This window comes from Streptomyces sp. NBC_01351, assembly GCF_036237315.1.
In the GTDB taxonomy this organism is placed as follows: Bacteria; Actinomycetota; Actinomycetes; order Streptomycetales; family Streptomycetaceae; genus Streptomyces.
Map to the genome: position 1 here is coordinate 1,594,137 of NZ_CP108356.1, position 25,328 is coordinate 1,619,464.

Genomic DNA, 25,328 nt, shown 5'->3' on the forward strand with positions numbered 1-25,328 from the left:
TCCCTCGTCCGTCTCGTCCGTCATCAATCGGTCATTCCGGTTCCAGCCGCTCAGTATCCGCCACAGTGGACCATGCGGGCCCATCGGGGCATGCCCGGGCAGATTGACAGGTCCTCCGTACGGGGTCAGGTTGAGTGCATGCGCATCGGGCTCATCGGAACGGGCCGGATCGGCTCCTTCCACGCGGCGGCACTGGCCCGCCACCCGGAGGCGGGCTCGCTCCTGCTCGCGGACGCCGATCCCGCGCGGGCGGCGCGCCTCGCCGACCGGCTCGGGGCCACCGCCGCGCCCTCCGTGGAGCAGGTCTTCACCTGGGGCGTGGACGCGGTGGTGGTGGCCTCGGCGACCGACGCGCACGCGGACCTGGTCGTACGGGCGGTGCGCGGCGGGCTGCCGGTGTTCTGCGAGAAGCCGCTGGCCCCGGACCTGGAGCGGACCCTGGCGGCGCTGCGCGAGGTGAGGGCCGCGGGCGGGGTGCTCCAGGTGGGCTTCATGCGCCGCTTCGACGCCGGCTACCGCACGGCGCGTGAGCTGGTGCGTTCGGGCGCGCTGGGCCGGCTCCACACCGTACGGACGATGACGGCCGATCCGGCTCCGCCGACCGCCGAGTACCTGGCGACCTCGGGCGGGCTGTACCGGGACTGCCTCGTGCACGACTTCGACATGGTGCGCTGGGTGACCGGGCACGAGGTGGTCGAGGTGTACGCGGCCGGGTCGGACGCGGGGCCGCCGCGGTTCCGGGAGACCGGCGACATCGACACGGCGGCGGCCGTCCTCACCCTGGACGACGGGACGCTCGTCACCTCGACCGGGGCCCGGTGCAACGGTGCCGGGTACGACGTACGGATGGAGCTGGCCGGGGAGCTGGACCAGGTCTCGGCCGGGCTGGACGACCGTACGCCGATCGCCTCGACGGAACCGCACGGTCCGCCCCCGGCGAGCAAGCCGTGGACGGGCTTCCTGGAGCGGTTCGCCCCCGCGTACGAGGCCGAGCTGGCGGCCTTCGTGCACCTGGTGCGGGGCGACGGCGCCAATCCGTGCGACGGCCCGGAGGCGCTCGCCGCGCTGCGGGTGGCGGAGGCGTGCGAGCTCTCGCGGCGGGAGCGGCGCCGGGTCCGGCTGGAGGAGCTCCCGGACCTGTGAGCGGGTGAGGGCGGGGATGGGCATCCGGTACGCCTACCAGCGCACGGGGAGCCGGGTCACGCCCCGCATCAGACTGCCCCGCTGCCAGAGCGGGGGTCCGCCGGCGGGGTCCTCCTCCAGCTCCGGGAAGCGCTCCAGCAGGCCCCGGAGCGCGATGCGGCCCTCCATCCGGGCCAGCGGGGCGCCGATGCAGAAGTGCAGGCCGTGCCCGAAGGCCAGGTGCCCCTGCGGGGCGCGCCGGATGTTGAAGGTGTCGGGGTCCGCGTACTTCGCCGGATCGCGGTCGGCGGAGGCCAGCGAGACGAGGACGGTGGCCCCGGCCGGGATGACGGCGGCGCCGAGGTCCACGTCCTCCCGGGCGTAGCGGTAGGTGGCGTTCTGGACGGGGCCCTCGTAGCGGAGCATCTCCTCGATGGCGTCGTCGAGGAGCCCGTCGCAGTCCGCGCGCAGGTCGGCCAGCTGGTCGGGGTGGGCGAGGAGGGCGCGCACGCCGTTGCCGATCAGGTTCACGGTGGTCTCGTGGCCCGCGACGAGCAGCAGGAAGGCCATCCCGATCACCTCGTCGGGGGACAGGGCGTCCCCGTCCTCCTCGCGGGTCCGGATCAGGGCGCTGAGCAGGTCCTCGCCGGGGTCCTTGGCCTTGGCCTCGACGAGCTCCGCGAGGTAGCCGCTCAGCTGCCTGTGCACACTGCCGTCGGGGCTGCCGGTGCTCGGCGCGACGATCTCGCGGGACCAGGCGCTGAAGCGGTAGCGGTCCAGGTCGGGGACGCCGAGCAGCTCGCAGATCACGGTCATCGGCAGCGGGAAGGCGAGGGCCTTGACCAGGTCGGCGCCGCGCTCCGGCCGGGCGGCCATCGCGTCGAGGAGTTCGTCGGTGATCTGCTGGACCCGGGGTCGCATGGCCTCGACCCGGCGGGCGGTGAACTCACGGGCGACCAGCCGGCGCAGCCGGGTGTGGCGGGGCGGGTCGGACTCCAGCATGTTCGCGTTGGTGGCCGCGGCCAAGGCGTCCGGGAAACGGCCGGAACTGCGCCAGTCCTTCACCAGGCCCGGGTGGTTCAGGGCCTGGCGGGCCTCTTCGTGGCCGACGACGATCCAGGTGGGCTCGTACTCGCCGGCCGGGGCTGCGATCCGGTGGACCGGTCCGGTCTCCCGTAATCGCGTGTAGAACGCGTGGGGGTCGGCGTTGAAGTCGGCGGCGTTCGCGCTGATGTCCACTACTGGCATTGGCCCACAGTACGGCGGCCGTTCGCCCCTTGATGCGGCGTTTTCCGGACACTCGCCCGGCGGGTGGCGGAGCCTCAGCCGGTGGCGGCGCGGCGGCCCCAGGCGGTGCCGGCGAGGACGAGGGCCGCGCCCGCGAAGCCGAGCGGGGCGAGGTGCTCGCCGCCGATGGCGATGCCGGCGGCGGCCGCCCAGAGGGGTTCGGTGCCGAGGAGCAGGCTGACGCGGGAGGGCGAGGTCCGGCGTACGGCCCACATCTGCACGAAGAAGGCGAAGAGGGTGCAGAAGACGGAGAGGAAGGCGAGCCCGGCCCACTCGGCCACCCCGAAGTCCAGGGCGACGGCCCAGGGGCTCTCCCCCGTCCCCGGCACGGCGGCCAGTACGGCGAACACGAGGACGGCGCCGCCGAGCTGCACGGTGGTCAGGGACAACGAGTCGGCGTCCTGGACGGCCTTGACGCGGGCCATGAGCAGGACGTGCAGGGTCCGGGCGAAGGCGGCGCCGAGGATCAGCAGGTCGCCGAGGCTGGGCGCGGTGAACCCGGCGCCCTGCGTCAGCAGGACGACCCCGGCGACGGAGACGCCGGCGGCCCCGAGGAACCCGACGGACGGCACCCGCCGCTTCACCGCGGCCTCGGCCAGCGGCGTGAAGATCATGGTCAGGCTGATGATGAGCCCGGCGTTGGTGGCGGAGGTGTGGACGACCCCGTAGGTCTCCAGGAGGAAGATCCCGCCGAGTACGAGGCCCAGTCCCCCGGCGCCGCGCAGCTGCGCGGGGCTCAGTGCCCGCAGCCTGGCCCACCCGGCGACGACCAGCACGGGCAGCACGAGCGCGAACCGCAGGACGAGCACGGCGATGACGGTGTGGGCGGTGGTGATGCCCTTGGCGGCCAGATAACTGCCGCCCCACACGACGGCGACGGCCAGGACGGGCAGATCCGCGAGCCAGGCTCTGCGGGGGGTTTCGAGGACGGGTGCGATCGCGGTCAAGGGAAGTCTCCAATGGTTCTGACGGGCTGGGAGACTTCGGCGGCTCCTGACGGGTGCGGGGTCACCGTACCGGAAGCGATCATGCCGGTCGACCGATTTCCGTCCCTGTCAGACCGGCCCCGTAACATCGCGAACATGGCTGACCTCTACGCCCTGGACCTGGCGTTCGACCTGGTCGAAGCGACCCCGGACGCCGTGCTCGCGGAGCTCCGGCACCGGATGGCGCCCGGCGGAATCCTCGCCTCCCGGGGCCCGGCCGCGCGGATCGGGGGCATGCTCGTGGGCGAGTTCGCCCCTGCCACCCGCCCGGGCTGGGCCCTGACGGCCCGCCAGGAGGTCCACGAGGAGGAGCTCCCCGACCTCGAAGACCTCCTCCTGCTCCTCGCCCCGTACATCCGCCGACCGGGCCCGGTCGGCCGGATCCGCCACTACGAGCACGAGTCCCCGGACCTGCTGGTCCTGCGCGAGGGGCGCGTCGTACAGGTCGCGTTGGATCCCCGCTAGCGGGGACCTGCGGGGCGGGCCGGTGCCCGCCGGTCCTGCCCGGCCGACGTCCTCAGTCCATGAACGTGCCGAAGGTGGCCCGCCCGTTCGTCCGGTAGGTGTGGACGGCGATCCCACTGGAGGTGGTCCGGGAGCCCGTCAGCTCGAAGGCGGTCGCCAGCCCGCCCGTCGGGAACAGCCTCCGCCCGCCTCCCAGAAACACCGGGAAGACCAGCAGGTTCAGCTCGTCCACCAGATCCCGGGCCAGCAGCCACTGCGCGAGCTGCCCGCTCCCGTGCACCTGCAGCTCCCCCTCCAGCGCGTCCTTGACGCGGACGATCTCGCTCTGCAGCTGCTCCCCGTCGATCACGGTGGCCGGGCCCCAGGCCGGCTCCTTGAGGGTGGTCGAGGCCACGTACTTCGGCAGCCGGTTCAGCTTCGCCGGCACGGGGTCGGCCGGGTCGTCGTGGTCCGGCCAGTAGCTCGCGAAGATCTCGTAGGTCCGCCGCCCGAGCAGGAACGCCCCGGCCCGTTCGAAGACCTCGGTGACGAACTCCCCCATCCCCTCGTCGGCGTACGGCACGACCCAGCCGCCGTACTCGAACCCGCCGCTGCGGTCCTCCTCGGGCCCTCCGGGGGCCTGCATGACTCCGTCGAGGCTCAGGAAGGTGGTGAGGGTCAGCTTGCCCATGGCTCTGCGCTCCTTGCTCGGTCGCCGGGCACCTGCACCGGCCTATACCGATTCAGACTCCCGCTCCGCCGGTTTCTCATCGGGCCGCCACGCGGGGAGGGCACTCGCACGCCTTGATCCTTCGGACTGCCGGCCCGTTCAATCGCCGGATGACCGAAACCCACGTCGGCCTCGGAACCGTCACCGCCCCGTCCGGGGCCCTCGTGCTGGGGATGGGGGGCAGCGGCCTGATGGTCTCCGTCGAAGCCCACACCGACTTCCACCGCTTCCACCGGGCGGGCTGGGGGCACCCCCTGCTCGCGGGCCGCATCGACGTCGGCGGATGCCCCGTGCTCGGCCTCGGCTGGGATCCCGGGGACCACTCGATGCGCCACCGCGGCGAACGCCCCTACGGCCAGGTGTACCCGGCCACGCTCGAAGCCCGCGCGGGCGAAACGGTCCTGCGCTGGACCATCCCGCCGTACGCCGACGACCCGGACGACACCGCCTGAACGACGCCCGAACGACACCGCGCGCAGGCCTCCGGCCCTCAGCCCAGGATCGGGAACGATGCCTGGAACGCGAGGCGCCGGTCGGCCTGGTCACCGATGCTGGCGAGGAGTTCGTCGAGCGCGAGGAACTCCTCCCAGGCCGCCCGGCCGCTCGCCTCCGCCAGGCGGGCCACGACGAGGTCCTCCAGCTCGGGGACGCGCTTGTCCTTCCAGATCTTGTCGGCCAGGCTCACGAGCAGGTCCTCCAGACCGACTCCGGGATCCGACCATGACGCGTGGTTGGCGGCGAAGCGGGCCCGTTCCGGGCTGAAGCCGTGGCCGAGCAACAGGTCCCGCCCGGCCTCCTCGTGCGCCGACCCGGGTCCGGAGAGCTCGGACACGTGGACGGTCTTCCCCACGTCGTGCGTCGCCGCCCCGAACAGCACCGCTTCGCGGTCGAAGGCGGCAGCGGGGTGGCAGCGTTCCACCCAGTCGACCAGCTGGTGCGCGACATCGTGGACCGCTCGCAGGTGCGCGGCGAGCCGCGGCGGTGCCCCCAGGACCTCCAGGAGCTCTGCCACCTCGTCCGGCAGCGGGAGCAGGGAGGGTTCGGCACTGCCGCTCAGGGCTCTGGACAGGAGGGCGGTTGGCGTCATCGCGTCAGCGTACTGACGGCGGGACTGAGCCGGTTCACCCGGTTCACGGGTGGAGGAGCCGGTCACCGAGAGGGGTGCGGCGGTAGAGGACGTGACGGCCGTCGCGGGCGCGGGTGACCAGGCCCGTGGTGTGGAGGACCGCCAAGTGCTGGGAGACGGCGCTGGGGGTGACCTGAAGCCGGCGGGCGATCTCGACGGTGGGGAGCGGGGCCTCCAGGAGCGCGAGGAGGGTGGCCTTGGGGGCGCCCAGGAGTTTGGTGAGCCCGGTGGCGTCGGGAGGGCGCGGGGTGGACCACAGGGTGGCCACGCCCCTGCTGGGGTAGGCCAGGGCCGGGGGTTGGTCGGCGGTCACGGGCGGGGCGGGCTTGTGGGCGAAGACGGAGGGGACCAGGAGCAGTCCGCGGCCGGCCGCCGGGATGTGGAAGTCGCCGAAGACGTTGTCGATGCGCAGGATCCCGCCTTCCCAGCGCAGGTTGGGATGCATGTCGGCGAACAGCCGCCGTGCGCCGCCGACGGCCAGCTGCCGGGCCCGGTAGGTCATGTCGGCTTCGAGGACGAGCCGCATCGCCGGCCAGGACGGCTGGATCGCGAGCGTCCAGTAGTGGTGCAGCAACTCGCAGATGGTGTCGCGCAGGGCGATGACGGCGCCCTCGTCCGCGATCGCCGCGAGCAGGGGCGCGGGAAGGGGGTCGGGGTCGTGCGCGTCGATGAGGTCCCGGCGGACGATGGCTGCCGGGGTGCGGCGTACGACGGCCAGTTCCTCGACGAAGGTGGCGGAGAACCGCTCGGGGCGGGGGGTCAGGAAGTCCGGCAGCGTGCGGTGTTGCGCGACGAGCGCGGTGAGGAGCGCCGTGTCGAGCGTGCCGCCGATGCGTTGTACGACCGACCGGCGCCAGGGGGTGTGGAGCACGGACAGCCCCGGCTCGCGCAGGACGCGCAGGCTCAGCACGGTGTCCTGGAGCGGGGACAGCGCGAAGCGGGTGTCGGCGAGGTCGTCGGCGTCGAGCCCGAAGCTGATCATTAAGCCCGAGGCTACATCCATTGGCGGGCGCTGCCGGGTGGGCTGAACTTCCGGGCATGACAGACCGAACAGTCGCAGCGGCCACCCGCACCCCGCGCCGCCACCATCGCCATGGCGGCGACCAGCGGACCCCGGCGGGTCAGGCGGGGCAGACGGCCCCGGCGGCACGGGCGACCTCTGAGGCGCAGGCAGCCCCGGCGGCACGGGCAGAGCAGGCGACGCAGACAGCCCCCGCGACCCCGGCAACACGGGCAACGCAGGCAGCCCCCGGAGCCCCGGCAGCACAGGCGACACGGGCGACACGGGCAACGCAGGCAGCCCCCGGAGCCCCGGCAGCACAGGCGACACGGGCGACACGGGCGACACGGGCGACAGCAGCACAGGCGGCCCTGGAGGTGCGGCCGGCACAGGCGGCCCCGGAAGCACGGGCGTCCCTAGCGGCGCAGGCTGCACAGGCGGCCCCGGAAGCACGGGCAGCCGTAGCAGCCCCGGCAGCTCAGGCAGCACCGCAAGCACCGGAAGCACCGGCGACAGCAGCACAGGCGGCCCTGGAGGTGCGGCCGGCGCAGACGGCCCCAGAAGCACAGGCAGCCCTCGCAGCTCCGGCAGCCCTGGAAGCACAGACGGCACATACGCCCCCGGCGGCCGTGGCGACACTCGCAGCCCCGGCGGCCCCCACCGGCCCGGCAGCCCCCGCGGCACCCCCGGTTGCGGCAACGCTCGCGGCTCAGGCGGCTCCGGCAGACGCGGCGGCAGCCGCCGACCCCGCACGCACGCCCGGCCCCGCCGCACCCCCGGCACCCGCCGCACCCACGGCCCCCGCCGCGTCGGCCGCGTCGGCCGGGCTCGATCGGCGGATGATCGCGCTCCTCGCGCTGACCTGCGCGATCGCCGTCGGCAACATCTACTTCCCGCAGGCCGTCAGCCCGCTGGTCGCCGCCGGGCTGGGGACCTCGCCCGACAAGGCCGCCCTGGTGGTCACCGCCACGCAGATCGGCTACACCGCCGGCATCTTCCTGCTGGTCCCGCTCGGCGACCGGTTCCCCTACCGCCGGCTCCTCGTCACCCTGCTCGCGGCGAGCGGCGCGGCGCTGCTCGCCGCCTCCCTGGCCCGCAGCCTGTCCCAACTCGTCGTCGCCAGCGCCCTCGTCGGCGTGACCACCACCTCCGCCCAGCTGATCGGCCCGATGACGGTGGGCCTGGTCGCCGAGGGGCGGCGCGGTGTGGTGATGGGCACCCTGCTCAGCGGCTCCATCGGCGGCATGCTGCTGGCCCGCACCTTCAGCGGTGCGGTCGGCGAGCGGTTCGGGTGGCGGGCGCCCTACCTGGTGGCCGGGGTCGTGGTGCTGGGCCTCGCGGTGGTGCTGGCCCGCGCCCTGCCGACCTTGACCGCCATCGGACCCGGGTCCGGGTCCGGGTCCGGGTCCGGCCCCCGGGTGCCCCTCCGCACCCTGCCCATCCGGCCGCTGCGCCTGCTCCGCGCCGAGCCCGAGCTGCGGCGCTCCGCCTGCTATCAGGCGGCCCTCTTCGGCGGGTTCTCCGCCGTCTGGACCTGCCTGGCACTGCTCCTCACCGGTCCGCTCTACGGTTTCGGCCCGCAGGCCCTCGGGCTGGTGGCGCTCACCGGGGTGATCACCATGGCGTGCACCCCGTTGGCCGGCCGGATCGTGGACCGCCTCGGCCCCGACCCGGTCAACCTGGCCTGCTTCCTCGCCACGCTCGCGGCCGCCGCCGTCCTCGCCGTCGGCGCCCGCGGCGGCACCGCGGGGCTCGTCGCGCTCGTCCTCGGCACGCTGCTGCTCGACACCGCCATGCAGTGCGGCATGATCGCCAACCAGGCCCGCTTCTACGCCCTGCGCGGCGACTCCCGCAGCGCGCTCAACACCGCCTACATGACCTGCGCCTACCTGGGCGGCAGCGCCGGGTCCTGGCTCGGTCTGCAGGTCCACCGGCACGGCGGCTGGCTCGGCGTCTGCCTGATGCTGGCGCTGTTGACGGCTCCCGCCATGGACTCCGCCCGCCGGGTGCGCGCCGCGAAACGCCAGGTCGGATTCCCGCCAGCCCTCCGGACCTCCGAGCGATTTCATTGAAACCGCAACCAATTGCGTTGAGTGAGGGAGGAAAAGGGCATGGACGAGAACACGGTGGCCCTGGTGACCGGCGGAAGCCGCGGAATCGGGGCGGCGATCGCGCTACGGCTCGCCGAGGACGGGTTCGACGTGGCGATCACCTATGTCAACGGCGAAGACGCGGCGGCCGCCGTCGTCGGGAAGGTCGAGGCGCTCGGCCGGCACGCCATCGCCGTACGGGCCGATGCCGCGGATCCGGCGGCCGCCGCCCTGGCGGTGGAGCGGACCCTGCAGCGGTTCGGGCGGCTCGACGCACTCGTGAACAACGCCGGCGTGGGGGTGATCGGGCCGCTCGATGGACTGGAACTCGCCGACGTGGACCGGGTATTGGCGGTCAACGTGCGCGCGAGCTTCCTGGCGGCGCAGGCCGCGGCCGGGCGGATGGGCCCCGGCGGGCGGATCGTCAACATCGGGAGCTGCATGGCCCAGCGGGTCCCCGGCCCGGGCGGAACCCTGTACGCGATGAGCAAGTCGGCGATGATCGGCCTGACCAAGGCACTGGCCCGGGAGCTGGGCGGGCGCGGGATCACCGCGAACGTCGTGCACCCCGGGCCGGTGGACACCGACATGAACCCGGCGGACGGCCCCTACGCCGGGCCGCAGGCGGAGATGACCGCCCTCGGGCGGTTCGCCGCCGCGCCGGAGGTGGCGGCCGTGGTGTCGTTCCTGGCCGGACCGGAGGCCGCGTACGTCACGGGCGCCGAGTTCGCCGTGGACGGCGGCCACGCCGCATAGGCCTCCGCCGCGCGGCCTCCGCCGCGCAAGACCGTCAGGGCAGCCACCGGCCCGCCTTCATCAGGTCGCGGCCCGCGATCTCGTTCACCTCGCGCCAGGCCTGGATCCACACCGGCGCGATCCGGAAGTAGGGGTACGGGACGGCGAAGCCGCCGGGGTCGAAGCCGGTGTGTGCCGCGAAGGCTTCCTGTTCGCCGGGGGCGAGGTCCGTCACCGACAGCGAGGTCGCGGTGCCCTCGACGAGGACCACGTCGCGGGTGGCGCCGAAGGCGAGGCGGACCCGGCCGTTCGCGGCCAGATTGCGGCCGGTGGGCGCGGTCCGGCTGGTCGACAGCAGGAAGGTCTCGCCGTTCCAGAGGAAGGAGAGCGGGACGAGGCAGGGGACCCCGTCGGCGTCCGCCGTGGAGACCCACACGTCGTTGTCGGCCTCGAACCGGGCCAGGGTGTCCTTGCGGCGGGTCTCGAGGTCGCGCGGCGCCTCGGGGGTCTCGGGGGTCTCGGTCATGTGCGTGCTCTCCCGTTTTCCGGTGCGGGCCCGGAGTTCGGGCCGCAGGGGTTCCGGAGCCCACCCTGCCTCACCGCGACGGGAGTTGTACGGAAATACGCCGGAGGGGCGCACCGCCGAGCGGTGCGCCCCTCCGGGTCGTGCACGCCCCGGGGGTGTCGGCCCCCGGGGCTGGATCAGGGTGGCGTCAGCCGCCCAGCTCCTGGTGGCGGGCGGCGTGCGCGGCCGTGCCGTTCTCCGTCAGCGAGCCGTACAGGCGCAGGCGGGAGAAGCCGCCGTCCGGGAAGATGTCGATCCGGACGTGCGTGCCGACCGCCGGGGCGTCCAGCACGAAGCGGTGGTTGGTGTCGGGCTGCAGGCGGGTGCGCGGCAGGAACTCGGTCCACTCGCCCTCCTCGCCCGTCTTCACGGAGAGGGAGGCCCAGCCCGCGGAGTTGCCCTTGAGGTACGCGGTGTCGATCTCGACGGCGCGGATCTCGGACTCGGCGACGAGCTGGTAGCGGATCCAGTCGTTGCCGTTGTCACGGCGACGGGCGGTCTCCCAGCCGTCGTCCATCTTGCGGGAGCGGCCCGGGTTGATGGTGTTGGTCGGCGGGGAGTAGAAGCGGTTGGACGCGTCCTGGACCGAGCCGCCGTTCTCCAGCGCGGCGACGTCGAAGGTGCCCAGCGTGGCGAGCCACTTCGGGTCCTGGAAGACCTCGCCGTACACGCGCAGGCGGGCGATGCCGCCGTCCGGGTGCTGGTTGACGCGCAGGTGCGTGAAGCGCTGCTCGACGTTCACCTCGAAGCCGTTGGCCGCGTGGCCGCCGACCGGGGTGCGCTCGACGAGGGTCGTCCACTTGACGTCCTCGCCGAGGAGCTCCTCCGGCGTCGGCGCGAGGGCGCCCTGCCAGTTGGTGCCCTCGATGGAGACGGCCTGCGGCATGTTGCCGCGGAAGTGGGCGGTGTCGACGACGATGCCGCGGACCACACCGGGGGCGCCCAGGCGGACGAGCGCCCAGTCGTGGTCCTCGGTGGTCGGCCACGGCTGGGTGGCGGAGACGCCGCGGCGGCGGCGGGTCTCCCAGCCGTCCATGATCTTGCCCTTGTGCCCGAAGTGCTCCGGGTCGAAGTGGCCGGCCTCGGCGATGAGCAGGTTCTCGCGCTGGGCGAAGAACTCGTCGTTGGCAGCGATGACACCGGCGCCCAGCTCACGGGCGGCGAGGTTCGCGTACTGGGTGAACGGGAAGTCCGCGGTGCGGTAGTCCGCGTACGGGTCGCCGCCTCCGTACGGGTTCGCGTTACCGGTGAAGGAGGGAATTGCCACTGTCAGTTCTGCCTTTCGAGGAGGAGGCCCGTGGGCTCGGTCGGGGTGCCGTGGTCGGCGATCTGCGTGCCGCGCAGCCAGGTGGACTTGACGACGCCGTGCAGGGTCTTGCCCGCGTACGCCGTCACCTGGTTGCGGTGGTGGAGTTCGGCCGGATCCACAGTGAACGTTTCTTCAGGGGCCAGGACGGCGAAGTCGGCGTCGCGGCCGACCTCGATCGCGCCCTTCTGCGCCAGACCGGCGAGGGCGGCCGGGGCGGCGGACATCCAGCGGACGACGTCCTCGATGCTGCGGCCGCGCCTGCGCGCCTCGGTCCAGATCGCCGGGAGGCCCAGCTGGAGGGAGGAGATGCCGCCCCACGCGGTGGCGAAGTCGCCGGTCTTCAGGTCCGCGGTGGAGGGCGAGTGGTCGGAGACGATGCAGTCGATGGTGCCGTCGGCGAGCGCGTCCCACAGGAGGTCCTGGTTGGCGGCCTCACGGATGGGCGGGCAGCACTTGAACTCGGTTGCGCCGTCCGGGACTTCCTCGGCCGTGAGGGTGAGGAAGTGCGGGCAGGACTCGACCGTGATCTTGACGCCCTCGGCCTTGGCGGCGGAGATCAGGGGCAGCGCGTCGGAGGACGACAGGTGCAGGACGTGCACGCGGGCGCCGATGCGCTTGGCCTGGTCGATCAGGTTCTGGATCGCGGTGTTCTCGGCGTCCTTGGGGCGGGAGGCCAGGAAGTCGGCGTACTTGGGGCCCGGGTTGTTCGGCGCGGACTCCAGGTGGTGCGGGTCCTCGGCGTGCACGATCATCAGGCCGCCGAAGCCGGTGATCTCCGCGAGGGAGGCGGCCAGCTGCTCCTGGTCGAGCTCGGGGAACTCGTCCACGCCGGAGGGCGACAGGAAGCACTTGAAGCCGAAGACGCCGGCGTCGTGCAGCGGGCGCAGGTCCTTGACGTTGTCCGGCAGGGCGCCGCCCCAGAAGCCGATGTCCACGTGCGCCTTGGTACGGGCGACCTCCTGCTTGACGCGCAGGTTGTCGGTCGTGGTGGTGGGCGGCAGGGAGTTCAGCGGCATGTCGAGGATCGTGGTGATGCCACCGGCCGCGGCGGCGCGGGTGGCCGTCCAGAAGCCTTCCCACTCGGTGCGGCCCGGGTCGTTCACGTGGACGTGGGTGTCGACCAGGCCGGGGAGCAGGACGTCGTCGCCGAAGTCCTCCAGCCGGGCTCCGGCCGGTACCTCGGCGTCGTGGGCCAGGACGGCCGTGATCTTCCCGCCGGCGACGGCCACCGAAGCGGCGCGCGTCCCCTCGGGGGTGATGACGCGCGTCGAGCGCAGTACCAGTTCCACAGCCACGTCGGCCACCGGAACCTCCCCATCTACTTCCACAGAGCGAAATTCAACGTTCTGTTGACGGAGTCTTCACGGCGATGGGTGACCAGTCAAGAGCGCCCGGACGGACCACTGACACACCGGCACCGCAATTGGATGTTTCCACAGGATGGAATTAAGATTTCGCTATACAGAATGTAGCTACCACCACCGGGGGCCGGACGGGTAACTTCGCGAGGACGTCCGCCCCCGGACATACCGCCTCTGACCGGCGGGGACGGCATCGCCCCTGCCTCTAGGGCCGACGCCGACCGACCGGTAGGCTGCTTCCTTGCCTGCCAGCACCGAAAGGACCGCGCCGTGCCGACGTCCAGCGCCAGCACCACCGACGCTTCCGCCAAGCCCACCGCCGCCAGCGGTGGCGTCCAGTCCCTTGAGCGCGCCTTCGATCTGCTCGAACGCATGGCCGACGCAGGGGGCGAAGTCGGCCTCAGCGAGCTCTCCGCCGCCAGCGGTCTGCCGCTGCCTACGATCCACCGTCTCATGCGCACCCTCGTGGCGTGCGGTTATGTCCGCCAGCAGCCCAACCGCCGTTACTCCCTCGGGCCGCGCCTGATCCGCCTCGGCGAGTCCGCGTCGCGTCTGCTGGGCACCTGGGCCCGCCCCTACCTGGCCCGCCTTGTCGAGGAGACCGGCGAGACGGCCAACATGGCCCTGCTCGACGGGGACGAGATCGTCTACGTCGCCCAGGTTCCGTCCAAGCACTCCATGCGCATGTTCACCGAGGTCGGCCGCCGGGTGCTGCCGCACTCCACCGGCGTGGGCAAGGCGCTCCTCGCCTACACCCCCGCCGACGAGGTCCGGGCCCTGCTCTCGCGCACCGGCATGCCGGCCGCGACCGAGAAGACCATCACCACGCCCGAGGGCTTCCTGGAGGCGCTGGAGCAGGTCCGCAAGGTGGGCTACGCGGTCGACGACAACGAGCAGGAGATAGGAGTCCGCTGCCTCGCGGTCTCCGTCCCGAACTCGCCGACCGCCGCGGCGATCTCCATCTCGGGCCCCGCGGGCCGCGTCACGGAGGCCGTGGCCGAGTCGTTCGTGCCGATCCTGCAGGGCGTGGCCGCCGAGCTCTCGGTGGCGCTGGCCAACCAGAACCCGGCGTAACGGTCGGTCCCGTACGTACGAAGGCCCCGGCGCACCCTCGCTTCGAGGGGGCGCCGGGGCCTTCGCGTACGCGCGCCGGCGCCCGGGCCCTCGCGTACCTGCGCTCAGAAGGCCCGCACCGGCTCCGCCTCCTGCGTCAGGCGGCCGTCCGTCATGGTCGCCGTGCGGTCCATCCGCTCCAGGTGGGCGTGGTCGTGCGTGACCAGCACGGTGGCCGTGGAGCGCTCCCGGGTCAGGGTGACCAGCAGGTCCAGGACGGCCGCTCCGCGCTCGTGGTCCAGGGCGCTGGTCGGTTCGTCGACCAGCAGCACGTCGGGCTCGTTCATCAGGGCGCGGGCGATGTTGATCCGCTGGCGCTGGCCGCCGGAGAGCTGGTGGGGGCGCTTGTCGGCCTTGTCGGCCAGGCCCACCGCCTCCAGCAGCTCCAGCGCCCGGCGGCGCAGTGCGCGGGAGGGGCGGCCGGAGAGGTGTGCCATGACCTGGAGCTGTTCGGCGGCGGTGAGCGAGGCCAGCAGGTTCGGCTGCTGGAAGACGATGCCGATCTTCTCCCGGCGCAGGGCCGCCTTCTCGGCGGCGCCGAGCCCGCTGACCTCCGTACCCGCGACGACGACCCGGCCGGAGTCCGGGGTGACGAGGGTGGCGGCGACGGCGAGCAGGCTGGACTTGCCGGAGCCGGAGGGTCCGATCACCGCGGTCAGGGTGCCCGCGGGCACCTCCAGGCCGACCGCGTCGAGGGCGATGAGCCTGCCGTCGCCGTCCGGGTAGGTGAGCGTGACGTCATGGACGAGCAGGGTCATCGGGCGCTCCCGAGGGCGGTCAGCGGGTCTACGGCGGTGATCCGCCGGATGGACAGGGCGGCGCCCAGCGCACCGAGCACGATCATGATCCCGGCGGGGACGAGCACGGTGGCGGCGTCGAGGACGAAGGGCACGTCCCCGCCGCTGATCAGCGCGCCGAAGCCGGCGGCGAGCGCGGTGCCCAGCCCGGTGCCGATGGCGAGCATGACCACGGCCTGCCCGAGGGCGTCCTTGAGCAGGTAGGGGGTGGAAGCACCCAGTGCCTTGAGGACCGCGATGTCCCCGCTGCGCTGGATCGTCCACACCGTGAAGAAGGCCCCTATGACGAGGGCGGAGATCGCGAAGAGGAAGCCGCGCATCAGCTGGAGCGAGCCGTTCTCGGACGTGTAGGAGCCGATGGCGCTCAGCGCCTCGTCCACGGTCTGGACCTTGGTGCCGGCCGCCTCGTCCGCGGCGGCGAGGTCCGCGTTCCCGTTCGCGTTCACGGCGACGACGGTGGCCAGGGTGTCGATGGAGGTGCCGGGGTTCCCGACGCGCTGCCAGTCGTTCAGGTCCATCCACACGACGGGCGTGTGGCTGTAGGCGGCGGTGCCGGAGACGGAGGCCACGGTCAGTTCGAGCGGGCCGATCTTGAGCTTGCCGCCCGCGGCGAGGCCGCCGAGCTCCTTGGCGGCCTTCTCGGTGAGGACCACCTGCCCCTGGGTGAGGCCGGCCCCGCGCGGCGCGAGCCTGCCCGCCGCCTCCACGCCGAAGACGGAGACGGCCGCGGTGCGCTCACCCGCGGTGGCGTTGGTCGTACGGATTCCGAGCGGGTCCGCGGAGCCCACCCCGGGGGCTTTGCGCCAGGTCTGCCAGCCGCTTTCGGGCACCTGGGAGTTGGTGAAGGACACCTTCTGGTCCCCGGACGGTGCGGCGAAGGCCAGGTGCGTGGCGGGCAGGCCGGTGATGGCCGAGATGTTCTCCCGGGCCAGGCCGGAGGTGAGCCCGGACAGCAGGCCGACCAGCAGCGTGATCAGCAAGACGACCGAGCCCATGAGGGCGAAGCGGCCCTTGGCGAACCGTAGATCTCTCCATGCGACGAACATGTCCCCCACCTTGGTGTTCCGCGTGGACACAAGGCATCGCGCCACGGTAGCGATCCTCGTGTCGAAGGACGGACCGAGACATCAATCCTTTGGTTGACCGGGCGCGCCCGGGCCCCACCTACGCTGGTCGGGACATGGCTGTTCTGAATCCCCCCGCGTCCCGCCCCCTCACCCCCGTCTCCCGAGTGCTGCGGCTGTGCCTGCACGCGCTGCTCCTCGGGCTGCTCGCGCTGGCCGCCGGGCGGGCCCTCGCCGACTCCGCGCCCCGGGCCGGCTGGGTGGTCGCCGCCTGCGCGCTGCTGGCCGCCGTGTACGCGGCCGGGGTACTCGCCCCCTCGGTGCACAGCTCGCCGCGCGCCGGGGCGCTGTGGCTGGCCGCGCTGGGCGCCGCGTGGGTGGCGCTGCTCGTGGTCTCCCCCGACGGGCTGTGGATCGCGTTCCCGCTGTACTTCCTGGAGCTGCACCTGCTGCGGCTGCGCTGGGGTGTCGCGGCCGTCGCGGTGACGGCCTGCGCGGCCATCGCCGGGTTCCTCGCACACAGCAGCGCGGTGACCCCCGGGGCCTTCCTGGGGCCACTGCTGGGCGGGGCCGTTGCGGTGGCGACCGTACTGGGCTACCAGGCGCTGTACCGGGAGAGCGAGCGGCGCCGCGAGCTGATCGAGGAGCTCATCTCGACCCGGGCCGAGCTGGCGGCGGCCGAGCGGAGCGCGGGGATCCTGGCCGAGCGGGAGCGCCTGGCCCGGGAGATCCACGACACCCTCGCCCAGGGCCTGTCCTCCATCCAGCTGCTGCTGCGGGCCGCGGAGCGGGCGCTCTCCGAGGGTCCGGCGGGGAGTGCGCGCCCTGCTCCGGCGGGCCACGCCGAGGCTTCCGGAGGGCGATCGGCGGCGCTGGCCCACATCGCCCGGGCTCGGGAGGCAGCGCAGGAGAACCTCGCCGAGGCGCGTCGCTTCGTACGGGCCCTCACCCCGCCGGACCTGGAGCACGGGTCGCTCGCCGCCGCGCTGGAACGGCTGTGCGCGGGGGTGCCGGGGCCGCGGGTGCGGTTCTCGCTGAGCGGCAGCCCGCGCGAGCTGCCGACCCCGTACGAGGTGGCCCTGCTGCGGATCGCACAGTCGGCGCTGGCCAATGTGGTGCGCCACGCGCGGGCCGGCCGCGCCGAGATCACGCTGACCTTCATGGACGCCTCCGTCACCCTGGACATCGTCGACGACGGGCAGGGCTTCGACCTTTCCTCGGCCGCGGCCGGATCCGCTTCCGGCGACGGCGGCTTCGGGCTGCCCGCGATGCGCTCGCGCGCCGAGACCCTGGGCGGGCTGTTCACCGTCGAGTCCGATCCGGGCCAGGGCACCGCCGTGGCCGTCACCCTGCCCCTGCCCCTGTCCCTGGAGGCGTCCTGATGACGATCCGGCTGCTGCTCGCCGACGACCACCCGGTGGTCCGGGCCGGGCTGCGCGCGGTCCTGGACACCGAACCGGACTTCGAGGTGGTCGCCGAGGCAGCGACGGCCGAGCGGGCGGTGGAACTGGCCGTGGAGCTGGCGGCCGCCGAGGGGGTCGACGTGGTCCTGATGGACCTCCAGTTCGGGCCCGGCATGCACGGCTCGGAGGCGACGGCCCTGATCACGGCCCGCCCGGGCGCCCCGCGGGTGCTGGTGCTGACCACCTACGACACGGACGCGGACATCCTGGCGGCGGTGGAGGCGGGCGCCTCGGGCTACCTGCTCAAGGACGCCCCGCCGGAGGAGCTGGCGGCCGCCGTCCGCACGGCCGCGGCCGGCCAGTCGGCGCTGGCCCCGGCGGTGGCGCTGCGGCTGATGGACCGGATGCGGACGCCGGCGGAGGCGCTGACGAAGCGGGAGCTGGAGGTGCTGCAGCTGGTCGCGGACGGGCTGTCGAACCAGCAGATCTCGAAGAAGCTGTTCCTGAGCCAGGCCACGGTCAAGTCCCACCTGGTGCACATCTACGCCAAGCTCGGCGTCGACTCCCGCACCTCGGCGGTGGCGGCGGCCGCCACCCGTCGCCTGATCCGCACGCCGTAAGTGGGGCTGGCCCCCGTAAGGGGACACCTGTAGGCAGGCGGGCGGGTCGGGGTGCCCGAACAAGAGCATGAGGGCATCGACTTCCCGACCCGAGAGCGAGCCTCCGATGCACACCGACGTCTTAGCCCGTCCGGCCACGCCGCCCGCCGAGATCCGCACCGCCTACACGCTCTGGCTGACGGCGGTGGCCGCCGGGGCCTTCGAGACGGTGCTCGCGATCGGCCGGATGGTGGCCGACGGAACGGCCTCCGCCGGGGAGATCGGCATCGGCCTGGCCGTCCGGCTCACCGTCTTCACCGTCGCCGTGCTGGTCGCACGGCGGATGCGGGGCGGCGCCCGCTGGGCCCGGATCACCCTCGCGATCGGCCTCGGGGTGCTCGGTACGGCCTCCATGGTGCTGCAGCCGCTCGGTTACCTCGCCGACGGCGGTTCGCTCGCCACCGCGCTCTCTCGGGCGGACGCCCTCGACTGGGTGTTCGGCGCGAGCCGGGTCGTGCACGTGGGAGCGGTGCTCGCGGCCGTGGCCCTGATGTTCCGCCCGCCGGCGAACACGTACTTCCGCAGGGCCTGAAGCCCCCCAGCCCAGGCCGGTCCCCCGCCGGCCCGGACGGGGCCGGGTGTGCGTCGGGGCGTCCCCGCAGGGCGTCGAACACAACCATGGCTCGGCCCACCGACCCCCCGACACGTTCGACGCCCGAGGAGACGCCCCGGCGCGCGCCCGGACCCGGCCGGGCCGGCAACCCCCGACCCCGCCCCCGGCGGGCCCGCCCCCCTCCGACCGGGACGACCTAGGCGACCCAGTGCGGCCGGTCCACCGCCGGCGGCAGCGGGACCCCGTCGTGGAAGGCGCTCGCGAGGCGGCGTACGCCCTCGTCCAGCCGGTCTGCGGGGAGGGTGTACGGGATCCGGAGCCGGTGTTCGAAGGTCCCCGGGTCCACGCCGAAGCGGGCGCCGCGGCCGATGTGGACTCCGGCCGCCGCGGCCCGTTCGGCCAGGGCCGAGCTGACCGGCTCCCCGAGGTCCACCCAGAGCGAGAGCCCACCCGGCGGGACCTGCCAGGACCACTCGGGGGTGTGCCGCTGGAGCGACCGTACGAGGGCCTCGCGCTGGATCCGCAGCTGTGCGAGCCGCGCGGGCAGGGACCGGTCGAGGTCGTCCAGCAGCGGGAGGGCGACCAGCTGGTCGAGGACGGAGCCGGTCATGTCGGCCGAGACCCGTACAGCCGTCAGCTCGGTGATCATCTTCGCGGTGGCCCGGATCCAGCCGACCCGCAGGCCGCCCCAGTGGGTCTTGCTCAGCGAGCCGATGGTGATCACGTGGTCGGCGCCGCCGCGCGGGGCGAGGGAGGCGAGCGGCGCGGGCGCGGGGACGTCCAGGGCGATGTCGGCGATGGTCTCGTCGACCACCAGCCAGGTCCCGGTGGCCCGCGTCGCCGCGAGCAGCCGCAGCCGCTGGTCCGGCGGCATGAGGTTGCCCGTGGGGTTCTGGAAGTCGGGGATCACGTACGCCAGCCGCGGCACGGTCTGGCGCAGCGTGGACTCGGCTATCTCCATGTCCCAGCCGGCGTCGGAGACGGCCAGGGAGCCGGTGCGCAGCCGGGCGTGGCGCAGGGCGTCGAGGGCGTTGGCGTAGGTCGGGTTCTCGGTGACGACCCGGTCCCCGGCCCGGCAGAGCAGGCTGACGACCAGGGCGAGGGCCTGCTGGGCCCCGGAGGTGACCAGGATCTGCTCGGGGCGCGTGGGCAGCCCGCGCCGGGTGAACCGGTCGGCGACGGCGGTGCGCAGGTCGGGCAGGCCGTACGGGTGGTAGCCGGGGGTGCGGGCGAGCCGGGGCAGCCTCGGCGCGGCCCAGGCGAGGGCCTCGGCGAGGCTGCCCTCGGGGGCGCCCATGGCGGCGATGGCGAGGTCGACGCCGGGATCCCCGTCCGCGCTGTAGCCGCCCGCCCCGAGGAGGGCGTGGGCGCCGACGGGGCGGTGGCCTTCGGGAAGCTCGGTCCAGGTGCCGGAGCCCCGCCTGCTGCGCACGTAGCCGCTCTCGCGCAGCAGGTCGTAGGCGCCGGTGACGGTGGCCCGGCTGGCGCCGACGGCCTCGGCGAGCTCGCGCTCGGCGGGCAGCCTTACGTGCAGGGCGACGCGGCCGTCGAGGATCAGGGTGCGCACGGCGTCGGCGAGGGTCCGGTAGCCGGGGCGGGCCAGGACCTCCGCGGGGAGCAGGGCCGCGAGCTGGCGGCTGCCGATCGTCCTGTCCGCCGTATGGACCACTCGCCCGTTTGCCATGCCAACCTCCCCTGATTGGCTCTGCCGGCCAGGCCAATCGAGGACCAGACTCGCCGTATTGGCCCCCGATTGGCAAGGAGACGCCGAGATGTTGACCGATCGTGACGAACGCGCCCTGCTGGCTTCCGCCGAGAACCGGATCTCCCGGCCGCTGCGCATCGGGGCCGCGCTGGCTTCCGTGCGCGGGGTCCTGACGCGGCGCCCGCGGGTCTCCGTACAGGGGCGAGAATCGGTGACATGCCGGCCAACACCCACTCTCCCGCCCACGCTCACTCCCCCTCCTCCACCCCTCCAGCAGCCGACTCCCCGGTGATCGCGGGCCTGCTCCTGGCGGCCGGGGGCGGCCGTCGCCTCGGCGGTCGTCCCAAGGCCCTGCTCCCGTACCACGGCCGCCCGCTGGTCGAGAACGCCGTACGGGTGCTGCGGGAGGCGGGCTGCGGCCCGCTGCACGTGGTCCTCGGCGCCTCCGCGGCCGAGGTCCGCGAGCGGGCCGAACTGGCCGGCTGCGTGGTCGTGGACAACCCGGACTGGGCGGAGGGCATGGGCTCCTCCCTCCGGGTCGGTCTCGCCTCCCTCGCCGGTACGGGCGCCGGCGCGGCGCTCGTCTCGCTGGTGGACCAGCCCGGGATCGGTCCGGAGGCCGTGGCCCGGGTCCGGGAGGCCTACCGCTCGCCCACGAGCCTGGTGGCGGCCGCGTACGACGGGGAGCGCGGTCATCCCGTGCTGTTCGGGGTGGACCGCTGGGCGGACATCGCGGCGACGGCGACGGGCGACAACGGCGCGCGGGTGCACTTGGCGCAACATGTCGGAGAGCTCACTCTGGTGGAGTGCGCGGACATCGCGGAGGCCTTCGACATCGACACCCCTCCCGACCTGGCACGTCTGGCCTGAGCACGGTGTGACGGCGATGGCACTGAGGGCCACGGACGAGTGGAATCTGTCGACCAAGAGAATCTCGATATCAACAAACCATTGAACTTCCACCATGAGGAAATTACTATCCACTGGTCAGAAGCGCCCTGAACCCACAGACGGCGCCCGCGACCGTATCCGGAACTCTCCACACCCGACGGCACTGCGTGCCGTCCAGCGCGAGCATTCCCCCGCGGCCGCCAGGCACCGCCGCTGAAGGAGTGACAGATATGTCCGCACCAGCGCCGTCCCCGCTGGCCATCGTCGACGCCGAGCCCCTGCCCCGGCAGGACGAGGTCCTCACCGAAGCGGCTCTCGCCTTCGTGGCGGAGCTCCACCGGCGGTTCGCCCCGCGTCGCGCCGAGCTCCTCGCCCGCCGCGGCGAGCGCCGCGCCGAGATCGCCCGGACCTCCACCCTCGACTTCCTCCCGGACACCGCACAGGTCCGCGAGGGAGACTGGAAGGTCGCTCCGGCCCCGGCCGCGCTGAACGACCGCCGTGTGGAGATCACCGGTCCGACGGACCGCAAGATGACCATCAACGCCCTGAACTCGGGCGCCAAGGTCTGGCTCGCCGACTTCGAGGACGCCTCGGCTCCCACCTGGGAGAACGTCGTCCTCGGCCAGCTCAACCTGATCGACGCCTACGAGCGCCGCATCGACTTCACCGACGCCCGCACCGGCAAGGCGTACGCCCTCAAGCCCGCCGAGCAGCTGGCGACCGTGGTCATGCGCCCGCGCGGCTGGCACCTCCAGGAGCGCCACCTGCAGTTCGAGGGCGGCCCGGCCTCCGGCTCGCTCGTCGACTTCGGCCTGTACTTCTTCCACAACGCGCAGCGCCTGATCGACCTCGGCAAGGGCCCGTACTTCTACCTGCCGAAGACGGAGTCGCACCTGGAGGCCCGCCTCTGGAACGACATCTTCGTCTTCGCCCAGGACTACGTCGGCATCCCGCAGGGCACCGTCCGCGCGACCGTCCTCATCGAGACGATCACCGCCGCGTACGAGATGGACGAGATCCTCTACGAGCTGCGCGACCACGCGGCGGGCCTGAACGCCGGGCGCTGGGACTACCTGTTCTCCATCGTCAAGAACTTCCGTGACGGCGGCGAGAAGTTCGTCCTGCCGGACCGCAACGCGGTGACGATGACCGCCCCGTTCATGCGGGCGTACACCGAGCTGCTGGTCAAGACCTGCCACAAGCGCGGCGCGCACGCCATCGGCGGCATGGCGGCCTTCATCCCGTCCCGCAAGGACGCGGAGATCAACAAGGTCGCCTTCGAGAAGGTCAAGGCCGACAAGGACCGCGAGGCCGGCGACGGCTTCGACGGCTCCTGGGTCGCCCACCCGGACCTGGTCCCGATCGCCATGGCCTCCTTCGACGCGGTGCTCGGCGACAAGCCGAACCAGAAGGACCGCCTGCGCGAGGACGTCTCGGTGGCCCCGGGCGAGCTCATCGCGATCGACTCCCTGGACGCGAAGCCGACGTACGAGGGCCTGCGCAACGCGGTCCAGGTCGGCATCCGCTACATCGAGGCCTGGCTTCGGGGCCTCGGCGCCGTCGGCATCTTCGGTCTGATGGAGGACGCGGCCACGGCGGAGATCTCCCGCTCGCAGATCTGGCAGTGGATCAACGCCGGCGTCGTCTTCGAGAACGGCGAGACGGCCACGGCCGACCTGACCCGCAAGATCGCCGCCGAGGAACTGGCCGCCATCCGCGCCGAGGTCGGCGAGGAGGCCTTCACCTCCGGCAAGTGGCAGCAGGCCCACGACCTCCTGCTCCAGGTCTCCCTCGACGCGGACTACGCGGACTTCCTCACCCTTCCCGCGTACGACCAGCTCGTCGGCTGACGAGGTCTTCGGCTGACATCGCACAGCAGCCGAAACGCCCCCGGACTCCGTCCGGGGGACCCCGGCTCCGCCCCCGCTGCCCGACGGCACGGGGGCGGAGTCGTGTTCGCGCGTCCGCCGTTCAGCGCTTGCGCTTGGCCCGCAGCCTGGCGTTGGCGATCAGCGCCCGGGCGTGCTCCGGTGGCCGCTGGGTGGGGACCCAGCCCTTGTCCAGCGCCGCTTCCAGCGGTTCGAGCTGGGCCAGTGCCTCCGGCCCGCCCTCGGTCTCCAGCAGCACCGCGCCCAGCAGCAGCCTGCTCTCCAGGGTCTCCGGCGCGTCCGCGCCGAGCAGGTCCGTACGCCCCGTGATCACCGCGCGCAGCAGCGGGACAGCCTCCGCGCCGCGGCCGCAGGCGGACAGGCAGAGCGCGAGCTCGTAGGAGGCCCGGTGGTACTCCGGGGAGTAGTCCCCGTGGGTGTCCTCGCGCGCCTCGGCGATCCTGCGCAGCGGCACCAGGGCCTCGGTGAGCCGCCCCAGGTACCACAGCCGGCTGGCCCAGGCCCGCAGGGAGAGGATCGCCTCGTCGTTGTAGGGGCCGAGTACGGCGACCCGCTGCTCGGCGAGTTCCTCGCTCAGCGCCAGCGCCTCCGCGAGGTCCCCCAGGGTCCACAGACAGTCGGCCTCCACCCGGCGGGCCCGCAGGGTCGCGTCGGCCTGCGGGCCGTTCACCAGGGTCCGGCGGCGCACGACCTCGCGGCTGGCGGCGAGCCCCGCCTCGGGGCGGTTCGACAGCCAGTTGTTCTCGGCGTCCCGCAGCATCCGCTCGGTCTCCGTGTCATGGGCGCCGAGCCGCCGCCTCGCCACCACCGGACCGAAGGCCTCCAGCGGCGCCACGTCCATGACGACGGCGACGAGCTCGGCGGAGGCCGGCCGGTCCCCGGGCCGCTTCTCCAGCAGCGCGGACAGCAGCCGGTCCAGCACGGCCGGCAGGTCGGGGCGCAGCGCGGACAGCCGCTCGGGCCGGTCCTCCAGATGGGCCCGGCGGTACTCGTCCCTGGAGTCGTGGTCTCCGAAGGCGCGCAATCCGGTGAGCAGTTCGTACGCCAGGCAGCCGAAGGCGTAGAGGTCGCCCTGGTAGGTGACCGGGCCCCCGGTCCACTGTTCCGGGGGCATGTAGGGGGCGCTGCCGAGGATCTGCCCGGGGGCCGTGAGCTGCGTGACCGGTTCGGCACCGACGAGTTTGGCGATGCCGAAGTCGCAGACCTTGACGTGGCCACCGGCCGTGATCATGACGTTCGAGGGCTTGATGTCCCGGTGCACGATCTCGGCGGTGTGCACGTCGACGATGCCCTGGACGATCCCGCGCAGGACGGACACGGACCACTGCCGGGTGCGGTCGGCGACGAAGCGGGCCGACAGGTCCTGCTGGAGGCTGCTGCCCGAGACGTACTCCATCACCAGGTAGTCGGTGCCCCCGACGATGCCCCCGTCGGTGCCGGAGCCGAGCAGGCGCACGGTGTGGTCGCTGACGACGCGCTCGGCGGCGCGCGCCTCGCGCCGGAACCGGGCCCGCGCCTCGGGCGAGTCCGGAGAGTGCCCGAGCAGCGTCTTCACGGCGACCGTCGCACCGCTTTCGAGGTCGGCGGCCTGCCAGACCTCGCCCATGCCGCCGCGCCCGAGGAGGCGTACGAGCTGGTAGCGGCGGTCGAGCACCGTTCCCTCCCGGGCGCGCTCGGGCGGGGTCATACGCGACCGATCGCGGTGTGGACGAGGGGGCGGACGTGCGGGGTGCGGCCGACGACCTGGTAGGCGGGGGCGACGCAGAGGGTGAGCGGTTCCCGGTCGTCGGCCCTGGGCCAGAGCTCGTGCAGGGCGGCGTCCGGCCGGTCGCCGAGGCGCAGTTCGAAGTTCCAGCGGTGGACGCCGCCCAGTTCGGCGATCCGCGCGCGCAGTTCGGCGGTCTGCCGGTGCAGGTCCGTCACCGGGCCGAGTTTCCCGTCCACGCCCAGCACCTGGGCCGCGGTGTGGTGCCAGTTCTGCTCGACGGCCGGGTGTTCGCCGAGGACGGTGCGGAACATGGCGGCGGTGAGGCGTACATGGGCCTCCCAGCGGTCCTGCCGTTCGTGCAGGTCGCGGCGCTCCTCCAGCGCGGCGTCCACGGCGTTCGCGCAGCGGCCGACGATCTGCTCGCGCAGGGCGGCGTAGGCCCGGGCCGTCTCGTGGTGGGCGCTCTCCAGCTCGGTGGTCCGGTCCGCGCGCAGGCCGTGCACCACCTCGTAGAGCTTGGCGAGCCGGTCCTGGTGTTCCTCCCCCTCGGCCCGCAGGGAGCCGAGCTCCGCCCGCAGGGACTCGATCTCCGCGCGCAGCAGCCGGACCTCCTGGAAGACCCTCCACGGCTGGAACCCGCGGCGGGAGTCCTCCTGCTGCTCGTCCTGTTGCGGCAGGGACGGCGGAGCGGACGGCATGGCGGACGGCATGGGGGGCGGGCCGCCGGGCCACGCGCCCTGTTTCGCGGGCAGGCTCCGGTCCGGTTCTGAGCGCTCCATCTGGCGTTCCTC

The 25,328-nt window shown here is 73.3% G+C and carries 24 protein-coding genes; 11 read left to right on the top strand and 13 right to left on the bottom strand.

Annotated elements, in window-relative coordinates; genetic code table 11:
* The first annotated feature begins 138 nt into the window (after positions 1 to 138).
* The gene (locus tag OG625_RS07405) at positions 139 to 1,143 is read left to right on the top strand and encodes a Gfo/Idh/MocA family protein (protein ID WP_329377533.1); all 1,005 of its coding nucleotides are present in this window, start codon (positions 139 to 141) and stop codon (positions 1,141 to 1,143) included.
* Between the two features lie 33 nt (positions 1,144 to 1,176).
* Here the strand turns inward: OG625_RS07405 and OG625_RS07410 are convergent, their stop codons facing one another.
* Together OG625_RS07410 and OG625_RS07415 are read right to left on the bottom strand one after the other, a co-directional pair.
* Positions 1,177 to 2,370 carry a cytochrome P450 family protein gene (locus OG625_RS07410; RefSeq protein ID WP_329377535.1) on the bottom strand — a complete coding sequence of 398 codons (1,194 nt, stop codon included), beginning with the start codon at positions 2,368 to 2,370 and terminating at the stop codon, positions 1,177 to 1,179.
* Positions 2,371 to 2,444: 74 nt separating this feature from the next.
* The gene (locus tag OG625_RS07415) at positions 2,445 to 3,356 is read right to left on the bottom strand and encodes a DMT family transporter (RefSeq protein WP_329377537.1); all 912 of its coding nucleotides are present in this window, start codon (positions 3,354 to 3,356) and stop codon (positions 2,445 to 2,447) included.
* Positions 3,357 to 3,491: 135 nt separating this feature from the next.
* Here OG625_RS07415 and OG625_RS07420 point away from each other — a divergent pair, with 135 nt between their 5' ends.
* The gene (locus tag OG625_RS07420) at positions 3,492 to 3,860 is read left to right on the top strand and encodes a hypothetical protein (RefSeq protein WP_329377540.1); all 369 of its coding nucleotides are present in this window, start codon (positions 3,492 to 3,494) and stop codon (positions 3,858 to 3,860) included.
* Positions 3,861 to 3,912: 52 nt separating this feature from the next.
* On the opposite strand, the gene OG625_RS07425 is transcribed toward OG625_RS07420, so the two are convergent.
* Positions 3,913 to 4,530: a dihydrofolate reductase family protein gene (locus OG625_RS07425; protein WP_329377542.1), complete on the bottom strand. Its 618-nt coding sequence runs from the start codon at positions 4,528 to 4,530 to the stop codon at positions 3,913 to 3,915.
* Positions 4,531 to 4,679: 149 nt separating this feature from the next.
* Between OG625_RS07425 and OG625_RS07430 the strand changes: the two genes are divergently transcribed.
* Entirely contained in the window at positions 4,680 to 5,021 is a 342-nt protein-coding gene (locus OG625_RS07430) for a hypothetical protein (protein WP_329377544.1), read from the top strand.
* Positions 5,022 to 5,059: 38 nt separating this feature from the next.
* On the opposite strand, the gene OG625_RS07435 is transcribed toward OG625_RS07430, so the two are convergent.
* Positions 5,060 to 5,656, bottom strand: coding sequence for an HD domain-containing protein (locus OG625_RS07435; RefSeq protein ID WP_329377546.1), 597 nt, complete (start codon positions 5,654 to 5,656; stop codon positions 5,060 to 5,062).
* A gap of 43 nt (positions 5,657 to 5,699) precedes the next feature.
* Positions 5,700 to 6,677 carry an ArsR/SmtB family transcription factor gene (locus OG625_RS07440; RefSeq protein WP_329377547.1) on the bottom strand — a complete coding sequence of 326 codons (978 nt, stop codon included), beginning with the start codon at positions 6,675 to 6,677 and terminating at the stop codon, positions 5,700 to 5,702.
* Between the two features lie 647 nt (positions 6,678 to 7,324).
* On the opposite strand from OG625_RS07440, the gene OG625_RS07445 reads away from it, so the two are divergent.
* Both OG625_RS07445 and OG625_RS07450 read left to right on the top strand, forming a co-directional pair.
* Positions 7,325 to 8,767, top strand: a complete 1,443-nt coding sequence (locus OG625_RS07445; protein ID WP_443067680.1) for an MFS transporter — start codon at positions 7,325 to 7,327, stop codon at positions 8,765 to 8,767.
* 39 nt (positions 8,768 to 8,806) lie between these two features.
* Entirely contained in the window at positions 8,807 to 9,541 is a 735-nt protein-coding gene (locus OG625_RS07450) for an SDR family oxidoreductase (RefSeq protein ID WP_329377550.1), read from the top strand.
* 34 nt (positions 9,542 to 9,575) lie between these two features.
* Here OG625_RS07450 and OG625_RS07455 read toward each other — a convergent pair whose 3' ends face one another.
* The 3 genes from OG625_RS07455 to allB all read right to left on the bottom strand — a co-directional run bounded on the left by OG625_RS07455 (position 9,576) and on the right by allB (position 12,689).
* The gene (locus OG625_RS07455; RefSeq protein ID WP_329377552.1) at positions 9,576 to 10,046 is read right to left on the bottom strand and encodes a pyridoxamine 5'-phosphate oxidase family protein; all 471 of its coding nucleotides are present in this window, start codon (positions 10,044 to 10,046) and stop codon (positions 9,576 to 9,578) included.
* A 187-nt stretch (positions 10,047 to 10,233) separates the two neighbouring features.
* Entirely contained in the window at positions 10,234 to 11,352 is a 1,119-nt protein-coding gene (alc, locus tag OG625_RS07460; RefSeq protein WP_329377554.1) for an allantoicase, read from the bottom strand.
* Between the two features lie 2 nt (positions 11,353 to 11,354).
* The gene (allB, locus tag OG625_RS07465) at positions 11,355 to 12,689 is read right to left on the bottom strand and encodes an allantoinase AllB (RefSeq protein ID WP_443067870.1); all 1,335 of its coding nucleotides are present in this window, start codon (positions 12,687 to 12,689) and stop codon (positions 11,355 to 11,357) included.
* Positions 12,690 to 13,025: 336 nt separating this feature from the next.
* Between allB and OG625_RS07470 the strand changes: the two genes are divergently transcribed.
* A complete protein-coding gene (locus tag OG625_RS07470) occupies positions 13,026 to 13,829 on the top strand; it encodes an IclR family transcriptional regulator (protein ID WP_329377558.1) in 804 nt (267 codons plus the stop codon).
* A gap of 104 nt (positions 13,830 to 13,933) precedes the next feature.
* Here the strand turns inward: OG625_RS07470 and OG625_RS07475 are convergent, their stop codons facing one another.
* Positions 13,934 to 14,626, bottom strand: coding sequence for an ABC transporter ATP-binding protein (locus tag OG625_RS07475; protein ID WP_329377560.1), 693 nt, complete (start codon positions 14,624 to 14,626; stop codon positions 13,934 to 13,936).
* The gene (locus OG625_RS07480) at positions 14,623 to 15,711 is read right to left on the bottom strand and encodes an ABC transporter permease (protein WP_329377562.1); all 1,089 of its coding nucleotides are present in this window, start codon (positions 15,709 to 15,711) and stop codon (positions 14,623 to 14,625) included. The genes OG625_RS07475 and OG625_RS07480 overlap by 4 nt, the downstream gene beginning before the upstream one ends.
* A 134-nt stretch (positions 15,712 to 15,845) precedes the next feature.
* Between OG625_RS07480 and OG625_RS07485 the strand changes: the two genes are divergently transcribed.
* From OG625_RS07485 to OG625_RS07495, 3 genes are all read left to right on the top strand, one after another.
* Positions 15,846 to 17,111: a sensor histidine kinase gene (locus OG625_RS07485; RefSeq protein WP_329377563.1), complete on the top strand. Its 1,266-nt coding sequence runs from the start codon at positions 15,846 to 15,848 to the stop codon at positions 17,109 to 17,111.
* Positions 17,111 to 17,752 carry a response regulator transcription factor gene (locus OG625_RS07490; RefSeq protein ID WP_329377565.1) on the top strand — a complete coding sequence of 214 codons (642 nt, stop codon included), beginning with the start codon at positions 17,111 to 17,113 and terminating at the stop codon, positions 17,750 to 17,752. Before OG625_RS07485 ends, OG625_RS07490 begins: the two co-directional genes overlap by 1 nt.
* Before the next feature lie 106 nt (positions 17,753 to 17,858).
* On the top strand, positions 17,859 to 18,323 hold the full coding sequence (locus tag OG625_RS07495) for a hypothetical protein (protein WP_329377567.1): 465 nt from the start codon (positions 17,859 to 17,861) through the stop codon (positions 18,321 to 18,323).
* Between the two features lie 217 nt (positions 18,324 to 18,540).
* Here OG625_RS07495 and yczR read toward each other — a convergent pair whose 3' ends face one another.
* Entirely contained in the window at positions 18,541 to 20,028 is a 1,488-nt protein-coding gene (yczR, locus tag OG625_RS07500; RefSeq protein ID WP_329377569.1) for a MocR-like transcription factor YczR, read from the bottom strand.
* A gap of 237 nt (positions 20,029 to 20,265) precedes the next feature.
* On the opposite strand from yczR, the gene OG625_RS07505 reads away from it, so the two are divergent.
* Together OG625_RS07505 and aceB are read left to right on the top strand one after the other, a co-directional pair.
* Complete coding sequence (locus OG625_RS07505; RefSeq protein ID WP_329377570.1) at positions 20,266 to 20,919, top strand: nucleotidyltransferase family protein; 654 nt, start codon at positions 20,266 to 20,268, stop codon at positions 20,917 to 20,919.
* Positions 20,920 to 21,170: 251 nt separating this feature from the next.
* Complete coding sequence (gene aceB / locus OG625_RS07510) at positions 21,171 to 22,790, top strand: malate synthase A (RefSeq protein ID WP_329377572.1); 1,620 nt, start codon at positions 21,171 to 21,173, stop codon at positions 22,788 to 22,790.
* 121 nt (positions 22,791 to 22,911) lie between these two features.
* Here aceB and OG625_RS07515 read toward each other — a convergent pair whose 3' ends face one another.
* Positions 22,912 to 24,516, bottom strand: a complete 1,605-nt coding sequence (locus OG625_RS07515) for a serine/threonine-protein kinase (RefSeq protein WP_329377574.1) — start codon at positions 24,514 to 24,516, stop codon at positions 22,912 to 22,914.
* Positions 24,513 to 25,316: a hypothetical protein gene (locus OG625_RS07520; RefSeq protein ID WP_329377576.1), complete on the bottom strand. Its 804-nt coding sequence runs from the start codon at positions 25,314 to 25,316 to the stop codon at positions 24,513 to 24,515. Before OG625_RS07520 ends, OG625_RS07515 begins: the two co-directional genes overlap by 4 nt.
* Positions 25,317 to 25,328 lie beyond the last annotated feature (12 nt).